Annotated in this window: 16 protein-coding genes and 2 tRNA genes; 8 read left to right on the forward strand and 10 right to left on the reverse strand. The window is 71.9% G+C overall.

Annotated elements, in window-relative coordinates; genetic code table 11:
- Positions 1 to 159 precede the first annotated feature (159 nt).
- On the reverse strand, positions 160 to 786 hold the full coding sequence (locus OG448_RS10230; RefSeq protein ID WP_405558748.1) for an alpha/beta family hydrolase: 627 nt from the start codon (positions 784 to 786) through the stop codon (positions 160 to 162).
- A gap of 13 nt (positions 787 to 799) precedes the next feature.
- Positions 800 to 1,654, reverse strand: coding sequence for an SOS response-associated peptidase (locus OG448_RS10235; RefSeq protein ID WP_405552950.1), 855 nt, complete (start codon positions 1,652 to 1,654; stop codon positions 800 to 802).
- A 50-nt stretch (positions 1,655 to 1,704) separates the two neighbouring features.
- On the opposite strand from OG448_RS10235, the gene OG448_RS10240 reads away from it, so the two are divergent.
- From OG448_RS10240 to OG448_RS10255, 4 genes are all read left to right on the forward strand, one after another.
- Positions 1,705 to 2,427: a M50 family metallopeptidase gene (locus OG448_RS10240; protein WP_364814758.1), complete on the forward strand. Its 723-nt coding sequence runs from the start codon at positions 1,705 to 1,707 to the stop codon at positions 2,425 to 2,427.
- A gap of 60 nt (positions 2,428 to 2,487) precedes the next feature.
- On the forward strand, positions 2,488 to 3,804 hold the full coding sequence (gene aroA, locus OG448_RS10245) for a 3-phosphoshikimate 1-carboxyvinyltransferase (protein ID WP_405552952.1): 1,317 nt from the start codon (positions 2,488 to 2,490) through the stop codon (positions 3,802 to 3,804).
- Between the two features lie 17 nt (positions 3,805 to 3,821).
- Positions 3,822 to 4,832 carry a ribosome small subunit-dependent GTPase A gene (rsgA, locus tag OG448_RS10250; RefSeq protein ID WP_391294580.1) on the forward strand — a complete coding sequence of 337 codons (1,011 nt, stop codon included), beginning with the start codon at positions 3,822 to 3,824 and terminating at the stop codon, positions 4,830 to 4,832.
- 84 nt (positions 4,833 to 4,916) lie between these two features.
- Positions 4,917 to 5,240 carry a multidrug efflux SMR transporter gene (locus OG448_RS10255; protein WP_030807407.1) on the forward strand — a complete coding sequence of 108 codons (324 nt, stop codon included), beginning with the start codon at positions 4,917 to 4,919 and terminating at the stop codon, positions 5,238 to 5,240.
- Positions 5,241 to 5,262: 22 nt separating this feature from the next.
- On the opposite strand, the gene OG448_RS10260 is transcribed toward OG448_RS10255, so the two are convergent.
- Complete coding sequence (locus tag OG448_RS10260; RefSeq protein ID WP_405552955.1) at positions 5,263 to 5,868, reverse strand: TetR/AcrR family transcriptional regulator; 606 nt, start codon at positions 5,866 to 5,868, stop codon at positions 5,263 to 5,265.
- 164 nt (positions 5,869 to 6,032) lie between these two features.
- Between OG448_RS10260 and hisN the strand changes: the two genes are divergently transcribed.
- The 3 genes from hisN (at position 6,033) to OG448_RS10275 (ending at position 7,914) form a co-directional block, all read left to right on the forward strand.
- Positions 6,033 to 6,827, forward strand: a complete 795-nt coding sequence (gene hisN, locus OG448_RS10265) for a histidinol-phosphatase (protein ID WP_405552957.1) — start codon at positions 6,033 to 6,035, stop codon at positions 6,825 to 6,827.
- A 198-nt stretch (positions 6,828 to 7,025) separates the two neighbouring features.
- Entirely contained in the window at positions 7,026 to 7,403 is a 378-nt protein-coding gene (locus OG448_RS10270; RefSeq protein ID WP_405552958.1) for a cyclic nucleotide-binding/CBS domain-containing protein, read from the forward strand.
- Positions 7,404 to 7,497: 94 nt separating this feature from the next.
- Positions 7,498 to 7,914, forward strand: coding sequence for a transcriptional repressor (locus OG448_RS10275; protein ID WP_355199177.1), 417 nt, complete (start codon positions 7,498 to 7,500; stop codon positions 7,912 to 7,914).
- Between the two features lie 62 nt (positions 7,915 to 7,976).
- On the opposite strand, the gene OG448_RS10280 is transcribed toward OG448_RS10275, so the two are convergent.
- The 4 genes from OG448_RS10280 to OG448_RS10295 form a co-directional block, all read right to left on the reverse strand.
- Positions 7,977 to 8,050: transfer RNA gene (locus OG448_RS10280), tRNA-Met, on the reverse strand.
- Positions 8,051 to 8,122: 72 nt separating this feature from the next.
- Positions 8,123 to 9,955, reverse strand: coding sequence for a tetratricopeptide repeat protein (locus OG448_RS10285; RefSeq protein WP_405552960.1), 1,833 nt, complete (start codon positions 9,953 to 9,955; stop codon positions 8,123 to 8,125).
- A 205-nt stretch (positions 9,956 to 10,160) separates the two neighbouring features.
- A tRNA-Met gene (locus tag OG448_RS10290) sits at positions 10,161 to 10,234 on the reverse strand.
- Between the two features lie 43 nt (positions 10,235 to 10,277).
- Positions 10,278 to 13,154, reverse strand: a complete 2,877-nt coding sequence (locus tag OG448_RS10295; RefSeq protein ID WP_405558750.1) for a UPF0182 family protein — start codon at positions 13,152 to 13,154, stop codon at positions 10,278 to 10,280.
- Positions 13,155 to 13,311: 157 nt separating this feature from the next.
- On the opposite strand from OG448_RS10295, the gene OG448_RS10300 reads away from it, so the two are divergent.
- Positions 13,312 to 13,860, forward strand: coding sequence for a PPA1309 family protein (locus tag OG448_RS10300; protein ID WP_391294592.1), 549 nt, complete (start codon positions 13,312 to 13,314; stop codon positions 13,858 to 13,860).
- An 86-nt stretch (positions 13,861 to 13,946) separates the two neighbouring features.
- Here OG448_RS10300 and OG448_RS10305 read toward each other — a convergent pair whose 3' ends face one another.
- The 3 genes from OG448_RS10305 to OG448_RS10315 form a co-directional block, all read right to left on the reverse strand.
- Positions 13,947 to 15,044, reverse strand: a complete 1,098-nt coding sequence (locus OG448_RS10305; protein ID WP_405552963.1) for a PDZ domain-containing protein — start codon at positions 15,042 to 15,044, stop codon at positions 13,947 to 13,949.
- Positions 15,045 to 15,094: 50 nt separating this feature from the next.
- A complete protein-coding gene (locus OG448_RS10310) occupies positions 15,095 to 15,268 on the reverse strand; it encodes a hypothetical protein (protein ID WP_165425490.1) in 174 nt (57 codons plus the stop codon).
- A 132-nt stretch (positions 15,269 to 15,400) separates the two neighbouring features.
- Entirely contained in the window at positions 15,401 to 15,862 is a 462-nt protein-coding gene (locus OG448_RS10315; protein WP_405552965.1) for a molybdenum cofactor biosynthesis protein MoaE, read from the reverse strand.
- Positions 15,863 to 15,900: the final 38 nt, after the last annotated feature.

The following is a 15,900-nucleotide window of genomic DNA, read 5'->3' on the forward strand; positions in this document are numbered from 1 at the left end:
CCGCGTGCAGCACCGTCCAGTCCAGGTCAGTACGGCTGCTGCGACTCGGACATGCGGTCGAACCCATGCGGCTGACTTCCTCTCCCGCGACGACGCCTCCCGGCGCTCCAGTACTTCTGTCCGCCACAACAGCGGTGCCCCGTCCGGCATTCCCGAGGGTCACCCGAGTGACGCGGCCCACCTGGTGACGGCGTCCGTCACGGTCCGAAGCGCGGCCTCCTGGGTCACGGCGGCCCGCTTGGGCACCGCGAAGGAGTGGTCGCCGTAGGGCACCTCGACGAGTTCGAAGCCGTCCTCGGGGAACTCCCCGGGACGGCCGAAGGGGTCGTTCCCGCCCTGGACGACGAGTGTGGGCACCCCGGCGCCGAGCAGCTCGGCGGCCCGGGACTTCTCGGGCTTGCCCGGCGGGTGCAGCGGGAAGCTCAGCGCGAGCACCGCCCGGGCGCCGAGTTCGGTGGCGGTGCGGCAGGCGACACGGGCGCCCGCGCTGCGGCCGCCGGAGATCACCGGCAGGCCGGGCCGGGTCAGCGCCGGCCACAGCCCCCGCCAGCCGGTGTCCAGCGTCTTCGGCGCGGGGGCGACCTTGCGCCCGGCCACCCGCCAGGGCTGTTCGACCAGGGCGACGCTCACCCCGTGCGCGGGCAGGGCGGCGGCGAGCGCCTGGAGGTCGCGGGCATCGATGCCGCCTCCGGCACCGTGGCTCACGGCCAGGACCAGGCGGGGGTTCTCGGCGGGGTGCCAGGTGACGCGGGCGGTCCCGGCCTCGGTCTCGACGGTCTCGATCATGCTGGAGGTCACGTCAGAACAGTGTGCCCTCCTCGGGCCCCTCCAGCTCCTTCAGCAGCTCCGGTCCGTTGTTGCGGACGTTGCTGACTGCCGTCGGCACCGGGTAGGCCCGCATCAGGCCCTCGGGCGGCGGGGCCAGCAGCTCCCGCAGCTCCTCGGGGTCGGTGCGCGCGGGGTCCAGCCAGGCGTCCCAGCGGTCCGGGGTGAGCATCAGGGGCATCCGGGGGTGGATGTCGGCGAGCGAGCCGGGGCCCTCGGCGGGGGCGACGGCCAGCGGGCCCTGCTCGGCCTCGGTGGTGATCACCGAGCAGGTCGCCCACCAGGCGCCGGGGTGGTCGTCGGGCAGGGTGCGGTCGCGCCAGAACTCGTACAGCCCGGCCATGGCGAACACCGAGCCGTCGGCGGGGAGCACGAAGTACGGCTGCTTGCGCGGCCGCTTCTTCTTGCCCTCGACCTCCAGGTCGCGCTCCTGCTCGCCGGTGACCCACTCGTAGTAGCCGTCGGCGGGCAGGATGCAGCGGCGGGCGGCGAAGGCGCGGCGGTAGGCCGGCTTCTCGTGCACGGTCTCGGCGCGGGCGTTGATCATCCGGGCGGCGCCCTCGGGGGTCTTGGCCCAGGACGGCACCAGTCCCCATTTCAGCCGGCGCAACTGGCGAACCGGACGTCGGTCGGCGGCGTCTTTCAGCGGACGGTCCAGGACCGCGTAGACCTCCTTGGTCGGGGCCACGTTGTAGTCCGGCGCCAGGGTCTCCTCGGGTTCCGGGGCCCGGTCGCCCCCTTCCGCCGGGGCAGGGGGGACCCCCACCTCGATCCCGAAGACTCCCGCGAGATCCTCTGGGCTACGACTGGCCGCATACCGTCCGCACATACCAGCCACAGTGCCAGAGTCCGTCCGACGACAGGGAGCCACCCGCAGACATGGACAGCAACACGACCACCGCGCTGCCCGACCTCTGGGGCCGGCTCAGCGGCACCCAGCCCGGTCCCGACCTGTGGGTGGTCCTCGCCACCCTGGCCGCCGCGCTCGCCGTGGTCGCCCCGCACCCGGTGTGGCGGGTGGCCCGGAACGCGATCACCATCGCGCACGAGGGCGGCCACGGGCTGATCGCGCTCGTGACCGGCCGGAAGCTGACCGGGATACGGCTGCACTCCGACACCAGCGGCCTCACGGTCAGCCGGGGCAAGCCGTACGGGCTCGGCATGATCCTGACGGCCGCCGCGGGCTACACCGCGCCCTCGCTGCTCGGGCTCGGCGGGGCCGCGCTGCTGGCCGCCGGGCGCATCACCCTGCTGCTGTGGGTGGCGACCGCCCTGCTGCTGGCGATGCTGGTGATGATCCGCAACGCGTACGGGGTGCTGACCGTGGTGCTGACCGGCGGGGCCTTCCTGCTGGTGTCCTGGCTGGCGGGACCGCAGGTGCAGGCGGCGTTCGCGTACGCGGTGGTGTGGTTCCTGCTGCTGGGCGGGGTGCGTCCGCCCTTCGAGCTGCAGGCCAAGCGCAGGCGCGGCGGCGCCGGGGACTCGGACGCGGACCAGTTGTCCCGGCTCACCCATGTGCCGGCCGGGCTGTGGCTGTTCCTGTTCCACGCGGTGTCGCTGTGCTCGCTGATCGGCGGCGGGCAGTGGCTGCTGCGGCTCTGAGCCGCCTCGGGCGGGTTCGATCAAGATCTGGGTGCGGTCCCAGCCACTAAAGTGGGGCGCATGACCGTGAACCCCGCTCATACCGCCCTCTGGCCCGCCCCGCACGCGACCGGAGCCGTCGACGCGACGGTCCACGTGCCCGGTTCCAAATCGGTCACCAACCGGGCCCTGGTGCTCGCCACCCTCGCCTCCGAGCCGGGCTGGCTGCGCCGTCCGCTGCGGTCGCGGGACACCTTGCTGATGGCCGGGGCGCTGCGCGCGATGGGCGTGGAGATCGAGGAGGGCGTCGGCCCGGACGGCTCCGGCGAGGCGTGGCGGGTGCTGCCGACGGGGCTGCGCGGTCCGGCCACGGTGGACGTCGGCAACGCGGGCACGGTCATGCGCTTCCTGCCGCCGGTCGCCGCGCTGGCCGACGGCCCGGTCCGCTTCGACGGCGACCCCCGCTCCTACGAGCGCCCGCTGCACGGCGTGATCGACGCGCTGCGCGTGCTGGGCGCCCGGATCGACGACGACGGCCGGGGCGCGCTCCCGCTGACCGTGCACGGGGGCGGGGCGCTTGAGGGCGGGCCGGTGGCGGTCGACGCGTCCTCGTCGTCCCAGTTCGTCTCCGCGCTGCTGCTGTCCGCGCCGCGCTTCAACCAGGGCGTGGAGGTCCGCCACACCGGCGCGACCCTGCCCTCGCTCCCCCACATCCGGATGACGGTGGACATGCTGCGCGCGGTCGGCGCCCAGGTGGACACCCCGGAGTCGGGCGGTGAGCCGAACGTGTGGCGGGTGACGCCGGGCGCGCTGCTGGGCCGGGACCTGACGATCGAGCCGGACCTGTCCAACGCCCAGCCGTTCCTGGCGGCCGCCCTGGTCACCGGCGGCAAGGTGACGATCCCGGACTGGCCGGAGCGCACCACCCAGCCGGGTGACCGGCTGCGGGAGATCTTCACCGAGATGGGTGGCTCCTGCGAGCTGACCGAGTACGGGCTGGTCTTCTCCGGTTCCGGCGCGGTGCACGGCATCGACGTGGACCTGGGTGACGTGGGCGAGCTGACCCCCGGCATCGCCGCGGTCGCGGCTCTCGCCGACTCCCCGTCGACCCTGCGGGGCGTGGCCCACCTCCGGCTGCACGAGACGGACCGGCTGGCCGCGCTCACCAAGGAGATCAACGAACTCGGCGGCGACGTCACCGAGACCGCCGACGGCCTGCACATCCGTCCGCGCCCGCTGCGCGGCGGCGTGTTCCACACCTACGACGACCACCGGATGGCGACGGCGGGCGCGATCATCGGCCTGGCCGTGCCGGGGGTGCGGATCGAGAACGTGGCGACGACGGCGAAGACCCTCCCGGACTTCCCCGAGCTGTGGGCCGGGATGCTCGGAAACTGACGGGCGGACTGACGATCATGCGCCGCTATGGCAAGCACACCGATGAGGACGACATCCGCACGCGTCCCAACCGCAAGGGCAACCGGCCGCGGACCAACATCCGGCCCAAGCACGAGGACGCGACGGAGGGCATGGTCCTCACCGTCGACCGGGGCCGGCTGACCTGCCTGGTCGACGGGCGGACCATCACCGCGATGAAGGCCCGCGAGCTGGGCCGCAAGGCGGCCGTGGTGGGCGACCGGGTCTCGATCGTCGGTGACCTGTCGGGCCAGAAGGACACCCTCGCGCGGATCGTGCGTATCGGGGAGCGCTCCTCCCTGCTGCGCCGCACCGCCGACGACGACGACCCCTACGAGCGGGTCGTGGTGGCCAACGCCGACCAGCTCGCCATCGTGACCGCCCTGGCGGACCCCGAGCCCCGCCCCCGGCTGATCGACCGCTGCCTGGTCGCGGCCTTCGACGGCGGCCTGGAACCCCTGCTGGTCATGACCAAGTCGGACCTGGCCTCCCCGGACAAGCTGCTGGAGCTGTACGGCGACCTGGACATCCCCTACGTGGTGACCAGCCGCGAGGAGCTGGAGAACGGCGACGCGGCCGACCGGGTCCGCGAGCAACTGGACGGGAAGATAACGGCGTTCGTCGGCCACTCCGGCGTCGGCAAGACCACCCTGGTCAACGCGCTGGTGCCGAAGGACCTCCGGCGTACGACGGGACACGTCAACGCGGTGACCGGCCGGGGCCGGCACACCACGACCTCCGCGCTGGCGCTCCCCCTCGGCGACGGCACCGGCTGGGTGGTCGACACACCGGGCGTACGGTCCTTCGGGCTGGCGCACATCGACCCCTCGCGGGTGATCAACGCCTTCCCGGACCTGGTGCCGGGGACGGCCGACTGCCCGCGCGCGTGCAGCCACGACGAGCCGGACTGCGCGCTGGACGCCTGGGTGGCCGAGGGGCACGCGCGCCAGGCCCGGCTGTACTCGCTGCGGCGGCTGCTGGCGACGAGGGAGCGCCGGGAGGGCGACTGAGGCTCGCGTGGTTTGCCGGGGCGCGGGCTCGGTAAGTGCATAATCGCACCGAGCCGGGGATCCGGACCTACGGGAGGACAGCGCATGGCGTGGCTGCTGGTCATCGTCGCCGGGCTTCTGGAGACCGGTTTCGCCGTGTGCCTGAAGCTGTCCCACGGGTTCACCCGGCTCTGGCCGACCATCGCCTTCGCCTCCTTCGCGCTCGGCAGCTTCGGCCTGCTGACCCTGGCCCTGAGGAAGCTCGACGTCGGTCCGGCCTACGCGGTGTGGACCGGCATCGGCGCGGCGGGCACGGCGATCTACGGCATGGTCTTCCTCGGTGACCTGGTCTCCACCCTGAAGATCGTCTCCATCTCCCTGGTGATCGTCGGGGTGATCGGCCTCCAGCTCTCGGGGTCGGCGCACTGAGCTGCTCCGAGTTGCCGGACCGTCAGAGCTGCTCCCGGTGCAGGGCGTGGTGGACCAGCGCCGCCGTGCCGCCCTCGCCCGCCGGTGCCGCCACGCAGGACAGGCCGAGGCGGAGGGCGAGTTCGCAGGCGAAGGCCAGCCTCGCGGTGTCGGACGCGGGGGTGCCGGGTGCGGCGAGGACGGCCACGGCCCGGTCGCGCACCATCCGCAGGAAGTCCCCGGGTGCGGGCAGTGGCCCGTCGGCCCGCCGCTGCGCGGGCACGGTGGAGGTGGAGGGCAGACCGGGGCGGGCGGGCTCGGGGAGCCGCTCGGTCCAGCTTCCGGTGAGCATGGCCCGTACCAGCGCGTTGCCGCGGGCGGCGGTGGCGGTCCACTCGGCGGTGGCGGCGAGCCGGTCGCGGGGGTCGGCGTGGGTGGCGAGGGCGCGTTCCACCCCGGCGAGGTAGCCGTCGGCCTCGCGCCGCATCAGGGCCCTGGCCAGGCCGTCCTTGCTGCCGAACTCGTTGTAGAGCGTCTGCCGGGACACTCCGGCGGCCGCGGCCACGTCGACCATCCGTACCGTCGACCACGGCCGGTGGGCGAGCGCTCTGCCTGCGGCGTCCAGCAGCGATTCGCGGGCTGCGGGCATCTTCGCCTCCCTGGGGCGAGCTGTGGCGCTTAGATTTGACTCGCGCACCGGCGCTGTCAAGGGTCCGGGAGCGTGCCGGGGGCGTGGTTCGTCCGGCGCGCCGTGCGCCGCGCCCGCGCTCCCCCTGGTGGCTTCCGGACGCCCGTGGCCGATACGGTCGTCACATGCCGGACTATCTCGACGATCTGCGCCTCGCCCATGTCCTCGCGGACGCCGCCGACGCGACCACCATGGAGCGCTTCAAGGCCCTCGACCTGAAGGTCGAGACGAAACCGGACATGACGCCGGTCAGCGAGGCGGACAAGGCCGCCGAGGAGCTGATCCGCAACCACCTCCAGCGCGCCCGCCCCCGTGACTCGGTGCTCGGCGAGGAGTACGGCGCCGAGGGCTCCGGCCCGCGCCGCTGGGTCATCGACCCGATCGACGGCACCAAGAACTACGTGCGCGGGGTCCCGGTGTGGGCGACCCTGATCTCGCTGATGGAGGCGGGCCCGGGCGGGTTCCACCCGGTCGTGGGCCTGGTCTCGGCGCCCGCGCTGGGCCGCCGCTGGTGGGCCGCGAAGGACCACGGCGCCTTCACCGGCCGCAGCCTGACCTCGGCGAACCGTATCCACGCCTCCGGGGTGAGCGACCTGGCCGACGCGTCCTTCGCCTACTCCTCGCTCACCGGCTGGGAGGAACGGGACCGGCTCGACGGCTTCCTGGAACTGTCCCGCGAGGTGTGGCGCACGCGTGCGTACGGCGACTTCTGGCCCTACATGATGGTGGCGGAGGGCTCGGTGGACATGTGCGCGGAACCGGAGCTGTCGCTGTGGGACATGGCGGCCAACGCGATCATCGTCACCGAGGCGGGCGGCACCTTCACCGGCCTCGACGGCCGTCCCGGCCCGCACAGCGGCAACGCGGCGGCCTCCAACGGCCTGCTGCACGACGCGCTGCTGGGGCGCCTCGGCGACTGAGCGCACCCGTCCGGCCCGCGCGCCCTCAACCCGCCTCGCGCGCCCCCTTGTTGACCTCCCTTTTACCTGTCACTCTGAAGCCTCCCTCATTTGTGAATTCGTGAATCCGTGCTTGTGCGGCGCGGGTTCCGCAGGAGGTGGCTGAAGCCCATGCTCGTTCCCGCCCCCGCATCACCCCCCACGCTCGTCCGAGACGCCATGAGCACGGTGGTCCTCACCATCGGCCCCGCCCACACCCTCCGCCAGGCCGCCGCCCTGATGTCCGCCCGCCGGGTCGGCGCCGCCGTGGTGCTCGACCCGGACGCGGGCGGCATCGGCATCCTCACCGAACGGGACATCCTCAACTCCGTCGGCCTCGGCCAGGACCCGGACGCGGAGTCCGCCCAGGCCCACACCACCACGTCCGTGGTCTTCGCCGCCCCGGCCTGGACCCTGCGCGAGGCCGCGAGCGCCATGACGCACGGCGGCTTCCGGCACCTGGTCGTGCTGGACCGGGGCGAGCCCGCGGGCATCGTCTCGGTCCGCGACATCATCCGCTGCTGGGCCCCGGACCGCGCCCCCGAACCGGTCGTCTGACCTCTTCAGCAGGGTTGGACTGAGTCCAACCCTGCTTCGATTCCAAAGTCACACCCGTTCGGGATCTGTTCAGCCTGCTGTTACGCTGGCTGCCATGAGTGACCTTCTGGACCGGCTGCGTGGACGCGGATGGCGACTGACCTCGCAGCGCCGAGTGGTGGCCGAGGTGCTGGACGGCGAGCACGTCCACCTCACGGCCGACGAGGTCCACGCGCGCGCCGTGGTGAAGCTGCCCGAGATCTCGCGCGCGACCGTCTACAACACCCTGGGTGAGCTCGTCTCGCTCGGCGAGGTGCTGGAAGTCAGCACGGACCACCGCGCCAAGCGGTACGACCCGAACGCACACCACCCGCACCATCACCTGGTCTGCTCCCGCTGCGGAGCGATCCGTGACGTGCACCCCACCGGCGACCCGCTCACCGACCTCCCCGACACCGAGCGCTTCGGCTTCGCCGTCTCGGATGTCGAGGTGACCTACCGGGGCCTGTGCCCGGAGTGCGCCGCCGCCTGAGGAAAGCGCCCGCATACGACTGAGGGCCGGAATCCCATCGGATTCCGGCCCTCGGCCTTCAGTAGCGGGGACAGGATTTGAACCTGCGACCTCTGGGTTATGAGCCCAGCGAGCTACCGAGCTGCTCCACCCCGCGTCGGTGAACACGACACTACGGGACCTAAGGCCACGGAGGCAAATCCGTTCCTCCGCGCCCCATCGGCCCAGCTCAGGCCGACAGCTCCTCGCGCAGCGCGTCCCGCAGCCGCGCCGCCCGCTCGCCGACCTCCTTCGGACCCAGCTCCACCGCGCGGGCCGCCCAGCGCTGCCCCTCGGCCAGCTCGCCCCGGCGCGCGTACACCAGGGCCAGGCGCAGCGCGGCCCGACCGTGCCCGGCGTCGGCGGCACGGGTCCACCACACGGCGGCCTCGGGCTCGCTGCCCTCGCGGGCCAGCAGCAGCCCCAGGTTGAAGGCGCCGTTGCGGGACCCGGCCTCCGCGGCCGCCCGGTACCAGCGCGCCGCCTCGACCACGTCGCCGCGCGCCGCCGCGAGCATGCCGACCCGCACCTGCGCGCGCCGGTGGCCCTGGCCGGCCGCGCGCTCGTACCACTCCTCGCACTCGGTCTTGTCGTGCGCGCTCTCGCCCAGCTCGTGCGCGGGCTCCGGCGGGCGGCGCGCGTCCAGCACGGTGGCCAGCCGGTACGCGGCCTCCGCGCTGCCGCCGCCGGCCGCGCACCGCAGGTGGCGCTCGGCGGTCTGCTCGTCGCCCTCACGCAGCCGGGCGATGCCGACCTGGAGGGCGGCCTCGGTGTGCCCGGCGGCGGCCGCCCGCTCGTACCAGCGCACCGCGGCCTCGGCGTCCCGCTCGGTGTCGCGGCCCGCGTGCAGGATGCCGAGGTTGAACGCGGCGTCCACGCTGCCGGCCTCGGCGGCCTTGGAGAACCAGGGCTCGGCGCCGCTGGTGTCGCCGCCCCGCAGCAGCAGGATGGCCAGCGCGTTCGCCGCCTCCCGGTGTCCGGCGTAGGCGGCGCGCCGGTACCACTGCTCGGCCTGGGCGGTGCGGCCCTGCTCGGCGCAGAGCAGCCCGAGGTTGTACGCGCCGTTGTCGTCCCCGGCGTCCAGCGCGGCCCGGTACCAGCGCTCGGCGGTCTGGGTCTCGCCGCGCTCGGCGTGCAGGGCGCCCAGCGCGTTGGCCGCGTTGCCGTCGCCGTCCTGGGCGGCGCGCAGCCACCACACGGCGGCGCTCTCGGTGTCCCCGGCATCGCGCAACAGGAAGCCGAGGGCGCAGGCGGCGCGGGCCTCGCCGTCCTTGGCCGAGGTGAGATACCAGCGCCCGGCCTCCTTCAGCTCGCCGCGCTTCTCCAGGATGGCGCCGAGGTGCAGCGCGGCCCGGCGGTGGCCGCGTGCGGCGGCCTGGCGGTACCACTGCTCGGCCTCGGCCGACGCCTCCGTGGTGCCGGGCTCCTCCTCGCGCCCCGCGCCGGGCTCGGGGTCGCCTCCGTCCAGGGAGCGGGCGAGCCGGTAGGCGGCCTCGCGGTGGCCGCGCTCGGCGGCGGCGCGCATCCAGTAGGCGGAGCGGGAGTCGCCGCGGTGCTCCAGCAGGTCGGCGAGGGCGTAGGCGCCGAGCACATGGCCCTGCTCGGCGGACTGGCGCAGCCAGTACTCGGCGGCGGGTTCGTCGCCGCGCTCGCGGTGGTGGCGGCCGAGCGCGTGCGCGGCGGCGGCCGAGCCGGCGACGGCGGCGATCCGCCACCAGTCGGCGGCCTCGTCGGCGTACCCGCGCTGGTGCAGCAGGACGCCCAGGTTGTTGGCGGCGGGCCGGTCACCGGCGGACGCGGCGGCACGGAGCTGGGGTTCGGCCGCGTCGAGGTCGCCGCGGCGCAGCAGCATGGCCCCGAGGACGCTGGCGGCCTCGGCGTCGCCGGTGCGCGCCGCCATCCCGAGGCGCACCTCCTCGGCGTCCTCCCCCATCTCGTCCACGTCGCGGGACGGTTCCTCACCCGAAGGCTGCACAAATCGCCCTGTCTCGAACAGAGTTGCCTTGTCCCCCATAACGTCCATCGTCGCACCACCTGCAACCTGGGTACACCCGGTGTACCGCAGCCCGTGAGGTCACTTCAGCGTTTTGTCGACATGCCCACAGAGAGACAAGTCAAACACAGTTGGCCCAACTCCGGGCGGCGGCGCGGCCGATGAAACACCCAGCACATGAGTTCGCACATCACGAAGGCCCGGATCTCGATGAGATCCGGGCCTTCGTTTTCAGTAGCGGGGACAGGATTTGAACCTGCGACCTCTGGGTTATGAGCCCAGCGAGCTACCGAGCTGCTCCACCCCGCGCCGTTGTGTTCACAACTCTAGCACGGCGCGGGGGCAGGTCCGGTCAGTCGCCGCTGGTCCGGGGCTTGTCGGTCTTGGACTGGGCGTCCTCGGCCTTCCGGAGGGCCTCCTGGAGGTCCTTCTGCGCCTTGGCGTAGGCGTCCCAGTCCGGGCCGGACTTCAGGGCCTCCTGGCCCGCGTCGTACGCCTTCTGGGCGTCCTGAAGCGCCTGGCGGACCGTCGGGTTGGTGGATGCCGGCGGTTCGGTGGTGCCGGACTCCGGCGGCTCGGCGCCCTTGACCCCGAAGACCTTGTCCAGCGCCTGGTCCAGGGTGTTCTCGAAGGCGGTCCGGCCCTCGTAGGTCACCAGCACCTTGCGCAGCAGCGGGTACTTCAGCGTGCCGCCGCGCACGTACACCGGCTCCGCGTACAGCAGGCCGCCGTCCAGCGGGACGGTGAGCAGGTTGCCGTACTCCACCTGGGAGTGACCCCGGCTCAGCAGGCTGATCGTCTCCGCGATGGACGGTTCGGAGTTGAACTGGCTCTGCACCTGCTTGGGGCCGTCGACCGTGGTGCTCGTCGGCAGCTTCAGGATTCTGATCTTGCCGTAGTCGCTGGCGCGCGGATCGGAGTCGACGGCCATGAACGCGCTCAGGTTGTCCCGGCCGTTCGGCGTGAAGGTCGTCGTCAGCGAGAAGACCTGCTGCTTCTGGTCCGGCATCTTCATGCTCAGGTAGTACGGCGGGACCGAGTCGCGGGAGTCGTTGGACGGGTCGTCCGGTACCTGCCACACCTCGCTGCCGCTGAGGAAGGTCTGCGCGTTGGTCACGTGGTAGCGGGTGAGCAGCTCACGCTGGACCTTGAACAGGTCCTGCGGGTACCGCAGATGGGCCATCAGCTCCGGGCTGATCTCCGCGCGGGGCTTCACCGTGTGCGGGAACGCCTTCATCCACGTCTTGAGCACCGGGTCGGCCGAGTCCCACTGGTAGAGCTTGACGTCACCGGTGTAGGCGTCGACGGTCGCCTTGACGGAGTTGCGGATGTAGTTGACCTGGTTCTGCTGGGCCACCACCGCACGGGAGTTGTTGGTCGCGGTCAGCGAGTCGGCCGTGGTGTCCCCGAGCGTGGTGCGCGAGGCGTACGGGTAGCCGTTGCTGGTCGTGTAGGCGTCGACGATCCACTGGATGCGCCCGTCCACCACGGCCGGGTAGGCGTCGCCGTCGATGGTCAGCCAGGGCGCGACGGCCTCGACGCGGTCCTTGGGGGTGCGGTTGTACAGGATGCGCGAACCGTCGCCGATCGCCCCGGAGTAGAGGATCTGCGGCTCGTTGAACGCCACCGCGTACGCGGCCCGGTTGAGCGGGTTGTCGAGGTTGACGCCGCTCTTGCCCTGGTAGCTGGTGGTCTTCTCACCCTCGTCGTCGGAGTAGTCGATCTCCTTCTGGGGACCACCGACGATGGAGTACGTGGTGGTCTTCTCGCCGTAGTACACCTGCTGCTGATACTCGCCGAGGTCGCCCTTGGAGGGCAGGTTCTTCTCGGTGAAGACCGGGCGGCCCTTGTCGTCGGACTCGGTGCCCTTGGCGGCGACCACGCCGTAGCCGTGGGTGTAGCGGAAGTGGTCGTTGATCCAGTTGTTCTTCGGGATGCCGTCGAGGTTCAGCTCACGCAGGCCGAGGACGGTGTCCTGCTCCTTGCCGTCCTTGGTGGGGTACCGGTCGACGTCCAGGTTGGTCGGGAAGCCGTAGTAGTTCCGGATCTGCTGGAGCTGCTGGAAGGTGGGCGAGACCACGTTCGGGTCCATGATGCGGATGCTGGCGGTCTGGCCGACCTGGTCGCGCAGCTTGGTCTTGTCGTCCGTCGTGGCCTTGCCGGAGTACTCGCTGACCTGGGTGTGGTCGATGCCGTACGCCTCGCGGGTCGCCTTGAGGTTCTTCTGGACGTACGGGGCTTCCTTGGCCTGCTCGTTGGGCTGGACCTGGAACTTCTGCACGATGGCCGGGTAGAGGCCGCCGATCAGGACCGCGGAGAGCACCATCAGGCCGAAGCCGATGACGGGGAGCTGCCAGGTGCGCCGCCACAGGGTGGCGAAGAACAGCAGCGCGCAGATGACGGCGATGAAGAACAGGATGTTCTTGGCGGGCAGATAGGCGTTGGCGTCCACATAGCGCAGACCCGTCCAGTTGCCGGTCGCCCGGAAGTCGCTGGACTTCACCGCGAGGCCGTACCGGTCGAGCCAGTAGGCGACGGCCTTCAGGGAGACGAAGACGCCGAGCAGCACCGAGAGATGGCCGGTCGCGGCGGCCGAGGCGCGCGAGCCGGGGCTGGTGACGCGCAGTCCGCCGTACAGGTAGTGGGTGAGCGCGGCGGCGATCAGCGACAGGATGGCCGTGGCGAAGCCGAAGGCCAGCAGGAAGCGGTACCAGGGCAGGTCGAAGGCGTAGAAGGAGACGTCCCGGTGGAACTGGGGGTCCTTCTGGTGGAACGGCACGCCGTTGACCCACATCAGCCAGACCCGCCACTGGCCGGCCGCCGAGGCGCCGGCGATGAGGCCGACCAGCGCGGTGACGGCGAGCAGCAGCCAGGTCTTGTACGGCGCGATCCCCATCCGGTACCGGTCGAGGCTCTGCTGCTCCATCGACATGGCGCTCAGCGGGGGCCGCATCCGGTGCGCGAGCCAGATGTTGAAGCCCACCGCGAGGGCCATCAGCAGACCGAAGACGAAGAACAGCCCGATCTTCGTCCACAGGGTGGTGGTGAAGACCGACGAGTAGTGCACCGACCGGTACCAGAGCCAGTCCGTCCAGAAGCCGGCGAACATGGTGAAGGCCATACCGAGGGCGGCCAGGACGCCCAGGGTCACGAGCAGGGTCCTCACCCGCCGGGACGGACGGCCCGCCCTGATCCGTGGCCCCGTCGGGCCTCCGCCGCGGTCCGGCATCTGGAAAGCCAAGGTGCGCACCTCGAAGTCGCTGTCGATCCGTCAGACCCTCGTGTTCGCGGGCCCTTGGTGGCCCCCTGTGATCGCGGGCCCCCACCTATGCAACTTACTCACGGTTTACTCGGTTCCCGATTTCGGCCAGGAACGAGGCAGGATTGTGACCATGTCCAACACTCCCATGGCGGCGAGCCCGCTCACCCGGGCCGTACTCGAGATCGACGAGTACGCGTCCGGCCTCGGCTGGGACCAGCCGGCCCGCCTCTTCGCCCTCGTCGACACCGCGCGTCTGCGCACCCAGGAACCCTCCCTCGCGGCCCAGCTCGGCCTGGACGAGGAGACCGGTGCCACCGGCTTCACCCCGATCGAGCAGGACGAGGTGCCTGCCGACAAGGCGCTCGACGAGTTCCTCGCCACCATCGCCTGGCCGGACGCGGTGGTCGGCTGCGCGCTCACCGTGGAGCGCCTGATGCTGCCCTCGTCCGTCGACACGCAGGTCCCGCAGGGGCTCAGCGACGCCGAGCTGGCCAAGTGGGTGGCCGCGCGCCCGGAGCGCCAGGAGGTGCGGATGACGGTGGCGGTGCTGCGCGACGGCAACCGCGAGTCGGCGATCAGGCTGCGGGAGAAGGACGCGGCGACCGAGGTGCTGACCGGTCCCGACCTGGTGCCGGGGCTGGCCGAGGCGCTGGCGGCGACCTTCGACGACTGACCTTCGTACCGCTCACGCGCGCGGGGGCGCCCACTGGATCTCCGGGGGCGCCCCCGCGCGCGTGAGCGGGTGTGTCGGTGGGTGTCTCAGCCCTTGGTGGTGCACTTCGGCAGGTCGGCGGTGCGGCCCTCGCGGATGTCCTTGAGGGCGTCCAGGGCGTCGCCGATCTTCTTCACCTTGACCAGGGTAAGGCCGCTCGGGGTGTCCTTGGCGGCGGAGGCGCAGTTGTCGGCCGGGGTCAGGAAGTACTGGGCGCCCTTGGCGCGCGCGCCGACCGTCTTCATCTCGATGCCGCCGATGGGGCCGACCGTGCCGTCGTCGTCGATGGTGCCGGTGCCCGCGATGAACTTGCCGCCGGTGAGGCTGCCCGGGGTGAGCTTGTCGTAGATGCCGAGCGAGAACATCAGGCCGGCGCTGGGGCCGCCGACGTCGGCGAGCTTGATGTCGACGGTGAACGGGAAGGTGTGGTCGGTCCCTGCGGAGATCCCGACGATGGCCCGGTGGGCACCCTTGTCGTCGGAGTCGGTGGTCGTGATCGTCACGTCCTGGGTCCTGGTCGCCGTCCGGTGCGCCTTCTCGGCGGCCGCCTGCTCCTTGGCGGGGACGACGGTGAAGACGACCTTCTGGCCCGGCTTGTGCTTGGTCACCAGCTTGGCCACGTCGGAGGGCTGCTTGACCGGTGTGCCGTCCACGGCCTTGATCACGTCGCCCGCGTGCAGCCGGCCCTCGGCCGGGGAGTCCTTGATCACCGTGGAGACGATCACCCAGGACGTCACCGGGATGTGCAGCTCCTTCAGGGCGGCGACCTTGGCGCTCTCCTGGGACTGGCTGAACTCCTCGGCGTTCTCCTGGGTGGACTGTTCCTCGGTCTTGCCGTCCGGGTAGAGCGTGTCGTGCGGGACGACCTTGGTGTCGTGCGCCAGCCAGCCGTAGACCGCCTCGACCAGGTTCATCCGGAAGTCCGCGCTGGTCACCCGGACGGTGGTCATGTTCAGGTGCCCGTCGGCCGGATAGGTGCGGTGGCCCGACACCTGGAGCACCGGCTCGCCGTCGTGCTCCCCGAGCGTGTTCACGGTCGGCCCCGGCGACATCTCCGCGTACGGCACGGGGATGAGCACTCCCGCGCAGAGCAGCGCGATCAGCATCAGGGTGGACGCGAGCATCGTCGCGGTACGGCGTGGCATGGCACGACAGTACGGGACACGTGTGTCAGCGCCCCGTCAGGGCACCCCCGTCAGGCGCCGGGAGCGCCCGTGTGGGACTTCTCCATGGCCTCGCGGAAGCGCGCGTAACCGTCGAGTTCCGGCCCGTCCCCGCGGGTTCGGCGGGTCCGGTTGGCCCAGCTTCCCCACAGACCGGCCGCGACCGCGGCGATGAACGGAATCAGCAACCAGACGAGCACCGCCATGCCGACCTCCCAACCCCATGAGTGTCCGCTGCGAACTGAGTGATCAGCAGATTAACCATTCGCAGGGACAACGCTCACGCGCGGGGGGCGGTTACGCAACCGGAGCACCCGATGGGCCGAACGTCACGCCCTTCAGCAGGCGCCGACCCATTCCTCGGTGCCGTCGGAGAAGCGCTGGTGCTTCCAGACCGGCACCTCGTGCTTGATGTCGTCGATGAGCTTCCGGCAGGCCGCGAACGCCTCGGCCCGGTGCGGGCACGACACGCCGACGACGACGGCGAGGTCGCCCACGGCCAGGTCACCCACCCGGTGGACGGCCGCCAGGGCCCGCACCGGGTACTCCGCGACGACCTTCTCCGCGACCCGCCGCATCTCGTCGGCGGCGGAGGGGTGGCAGGAGTAGCCGAGGGCGTCGACGTCCGCGCCCCCGTCGTGGTTGCGCACGGTGCCCACGAACAGCGAGATCCCGCCCGCCGCCTCGTCCCCGAGCGCGGCGAACACCTCGTCCACCGAGAGGGGCGTGTCCCGGATGCCGATCAGCCGGATGGGGCTGGGAGCCGCCTGCTCACCGGGGTGTTCGCTCGTGAGTGCCATGTCTCCATGGTGCCGCACACCGCCCGGGACGCGGAATG

Source organism: Streptomyces sp. NBC_01171 (assembly GCF_045039805.1).
Lineage (GTDB): Bacteria > Actinomycetota > Actinomycetes > Streptomycetales > Streptomycetaceae > Streptomyces.

Excerpts from the sequence above, each read along its gene's own strand:
- OG448_RS10230 (WP_405558748.1), bottom strand. The coding sequence starts at position 786 with ATGATCGAGACCGTCGAGACCGAGGCCGGGACCGCCCGCGTCACCTGG.
- OG448_RS10235 (WP_405552950.1), bottom strand. The coding sequence starts at position 1,654 with ATGTGCGGACGGTATGCGGCCAGTCGTAGCCCAGAGGATCTCGCGGGA.
- OG448_RS10240 (WP_364814758.1), top strand. The coding sequence starts at position 1,705 with ATGGACAGCAACACGACCACCGCGCTGCCCGACCTCTGGGGCCGGCTC.
- aroA (WP_405552952.1), top strand. The coding sequence starts at position 2,488 with ATGACCGTGAACCCCGCTCATACCGCCCTCTGGCCCGCCCCGCACGCG.
- rsgA (WP_391294580.1), top strand. The coding sequence starts at position 3,822 with ATGCGCCGCTATGGCAAGCACACCGATGAGGACGACATCCGCACGCGT.
- OG448_RS10255 (WP_030807407.1), top strand. The coding sequence starts at position 4,917 with ATGGCGTGGCTGCTGGTCATCGTCGCCGGGCTTCTGGAGACCGGTTTC.
- OG448_RS10260 (WP_405552955.1), bottom strand. The coding sequence starts at position 5,868 with ATGCCCGCAGCCCGCGAATCGCTGCTGGACGCCGCAGGCAGAGCGCTC.
- hisN (WP_405552957.1), top strand. The coding sequence starts at position 6,033 with ATGCCGGACTATCTCGACGATCTGCGCCTCGCCCATGTCCTCGCGGAC.
- OG448_RS10270 (WP_405552958.1), top strand. The coding sequence starts at position 7,026 with ATGAGCACGGTGGTCCTCACCATCGGCCCCGCCCACACCCTCCGCCAG.
- OG448_RS10275 (WP_355199177.1), top strand. The coding sequence starts at position 7,498 with ATGAGTGACCTTCTGGACCGGCTGCGTGGACGCGGATGGCGACTGACC.
- OG448_RS10285 (WP_405552960.1), bottom strand. The coding sequence starts at position 9,955 with ATGGACGTTATGGGGGACAAGGCAACTCTGTTCGAGACAGGGCGATTT.
- OG448_RS10295 (WP_405558750.1), bottom strand. The coding sequence starts at position 13,154 with ATGCCGGACCGCGGCGGAGGCCCGACGGGGCCACGGATCAGGGCGGGC.
- OG448_RS10305 (WP_405552963.1), bottom strand. The coding sequence starts at position 15,044 with ATGCCACGCCGTACCGCGACGATGCTCGCGTCCACCCTGATGCTGATC.
- OG448_RS10310 (WP_165425490.1), bottom strand. The coding sequence starts at position 15,268 with ATGGCGGTGCTCGTCTGGTTGCTGATTCCGTTCATCGCCGCGGTCGCG.
- OG448_RS10315 (WP_405552965.1), bottom strand. The coding sequence starts at position 15,862 with ATGGCACTCACGAGCGAACACCCCGGTGAGCAGGCGGCTCCCAGCCCC.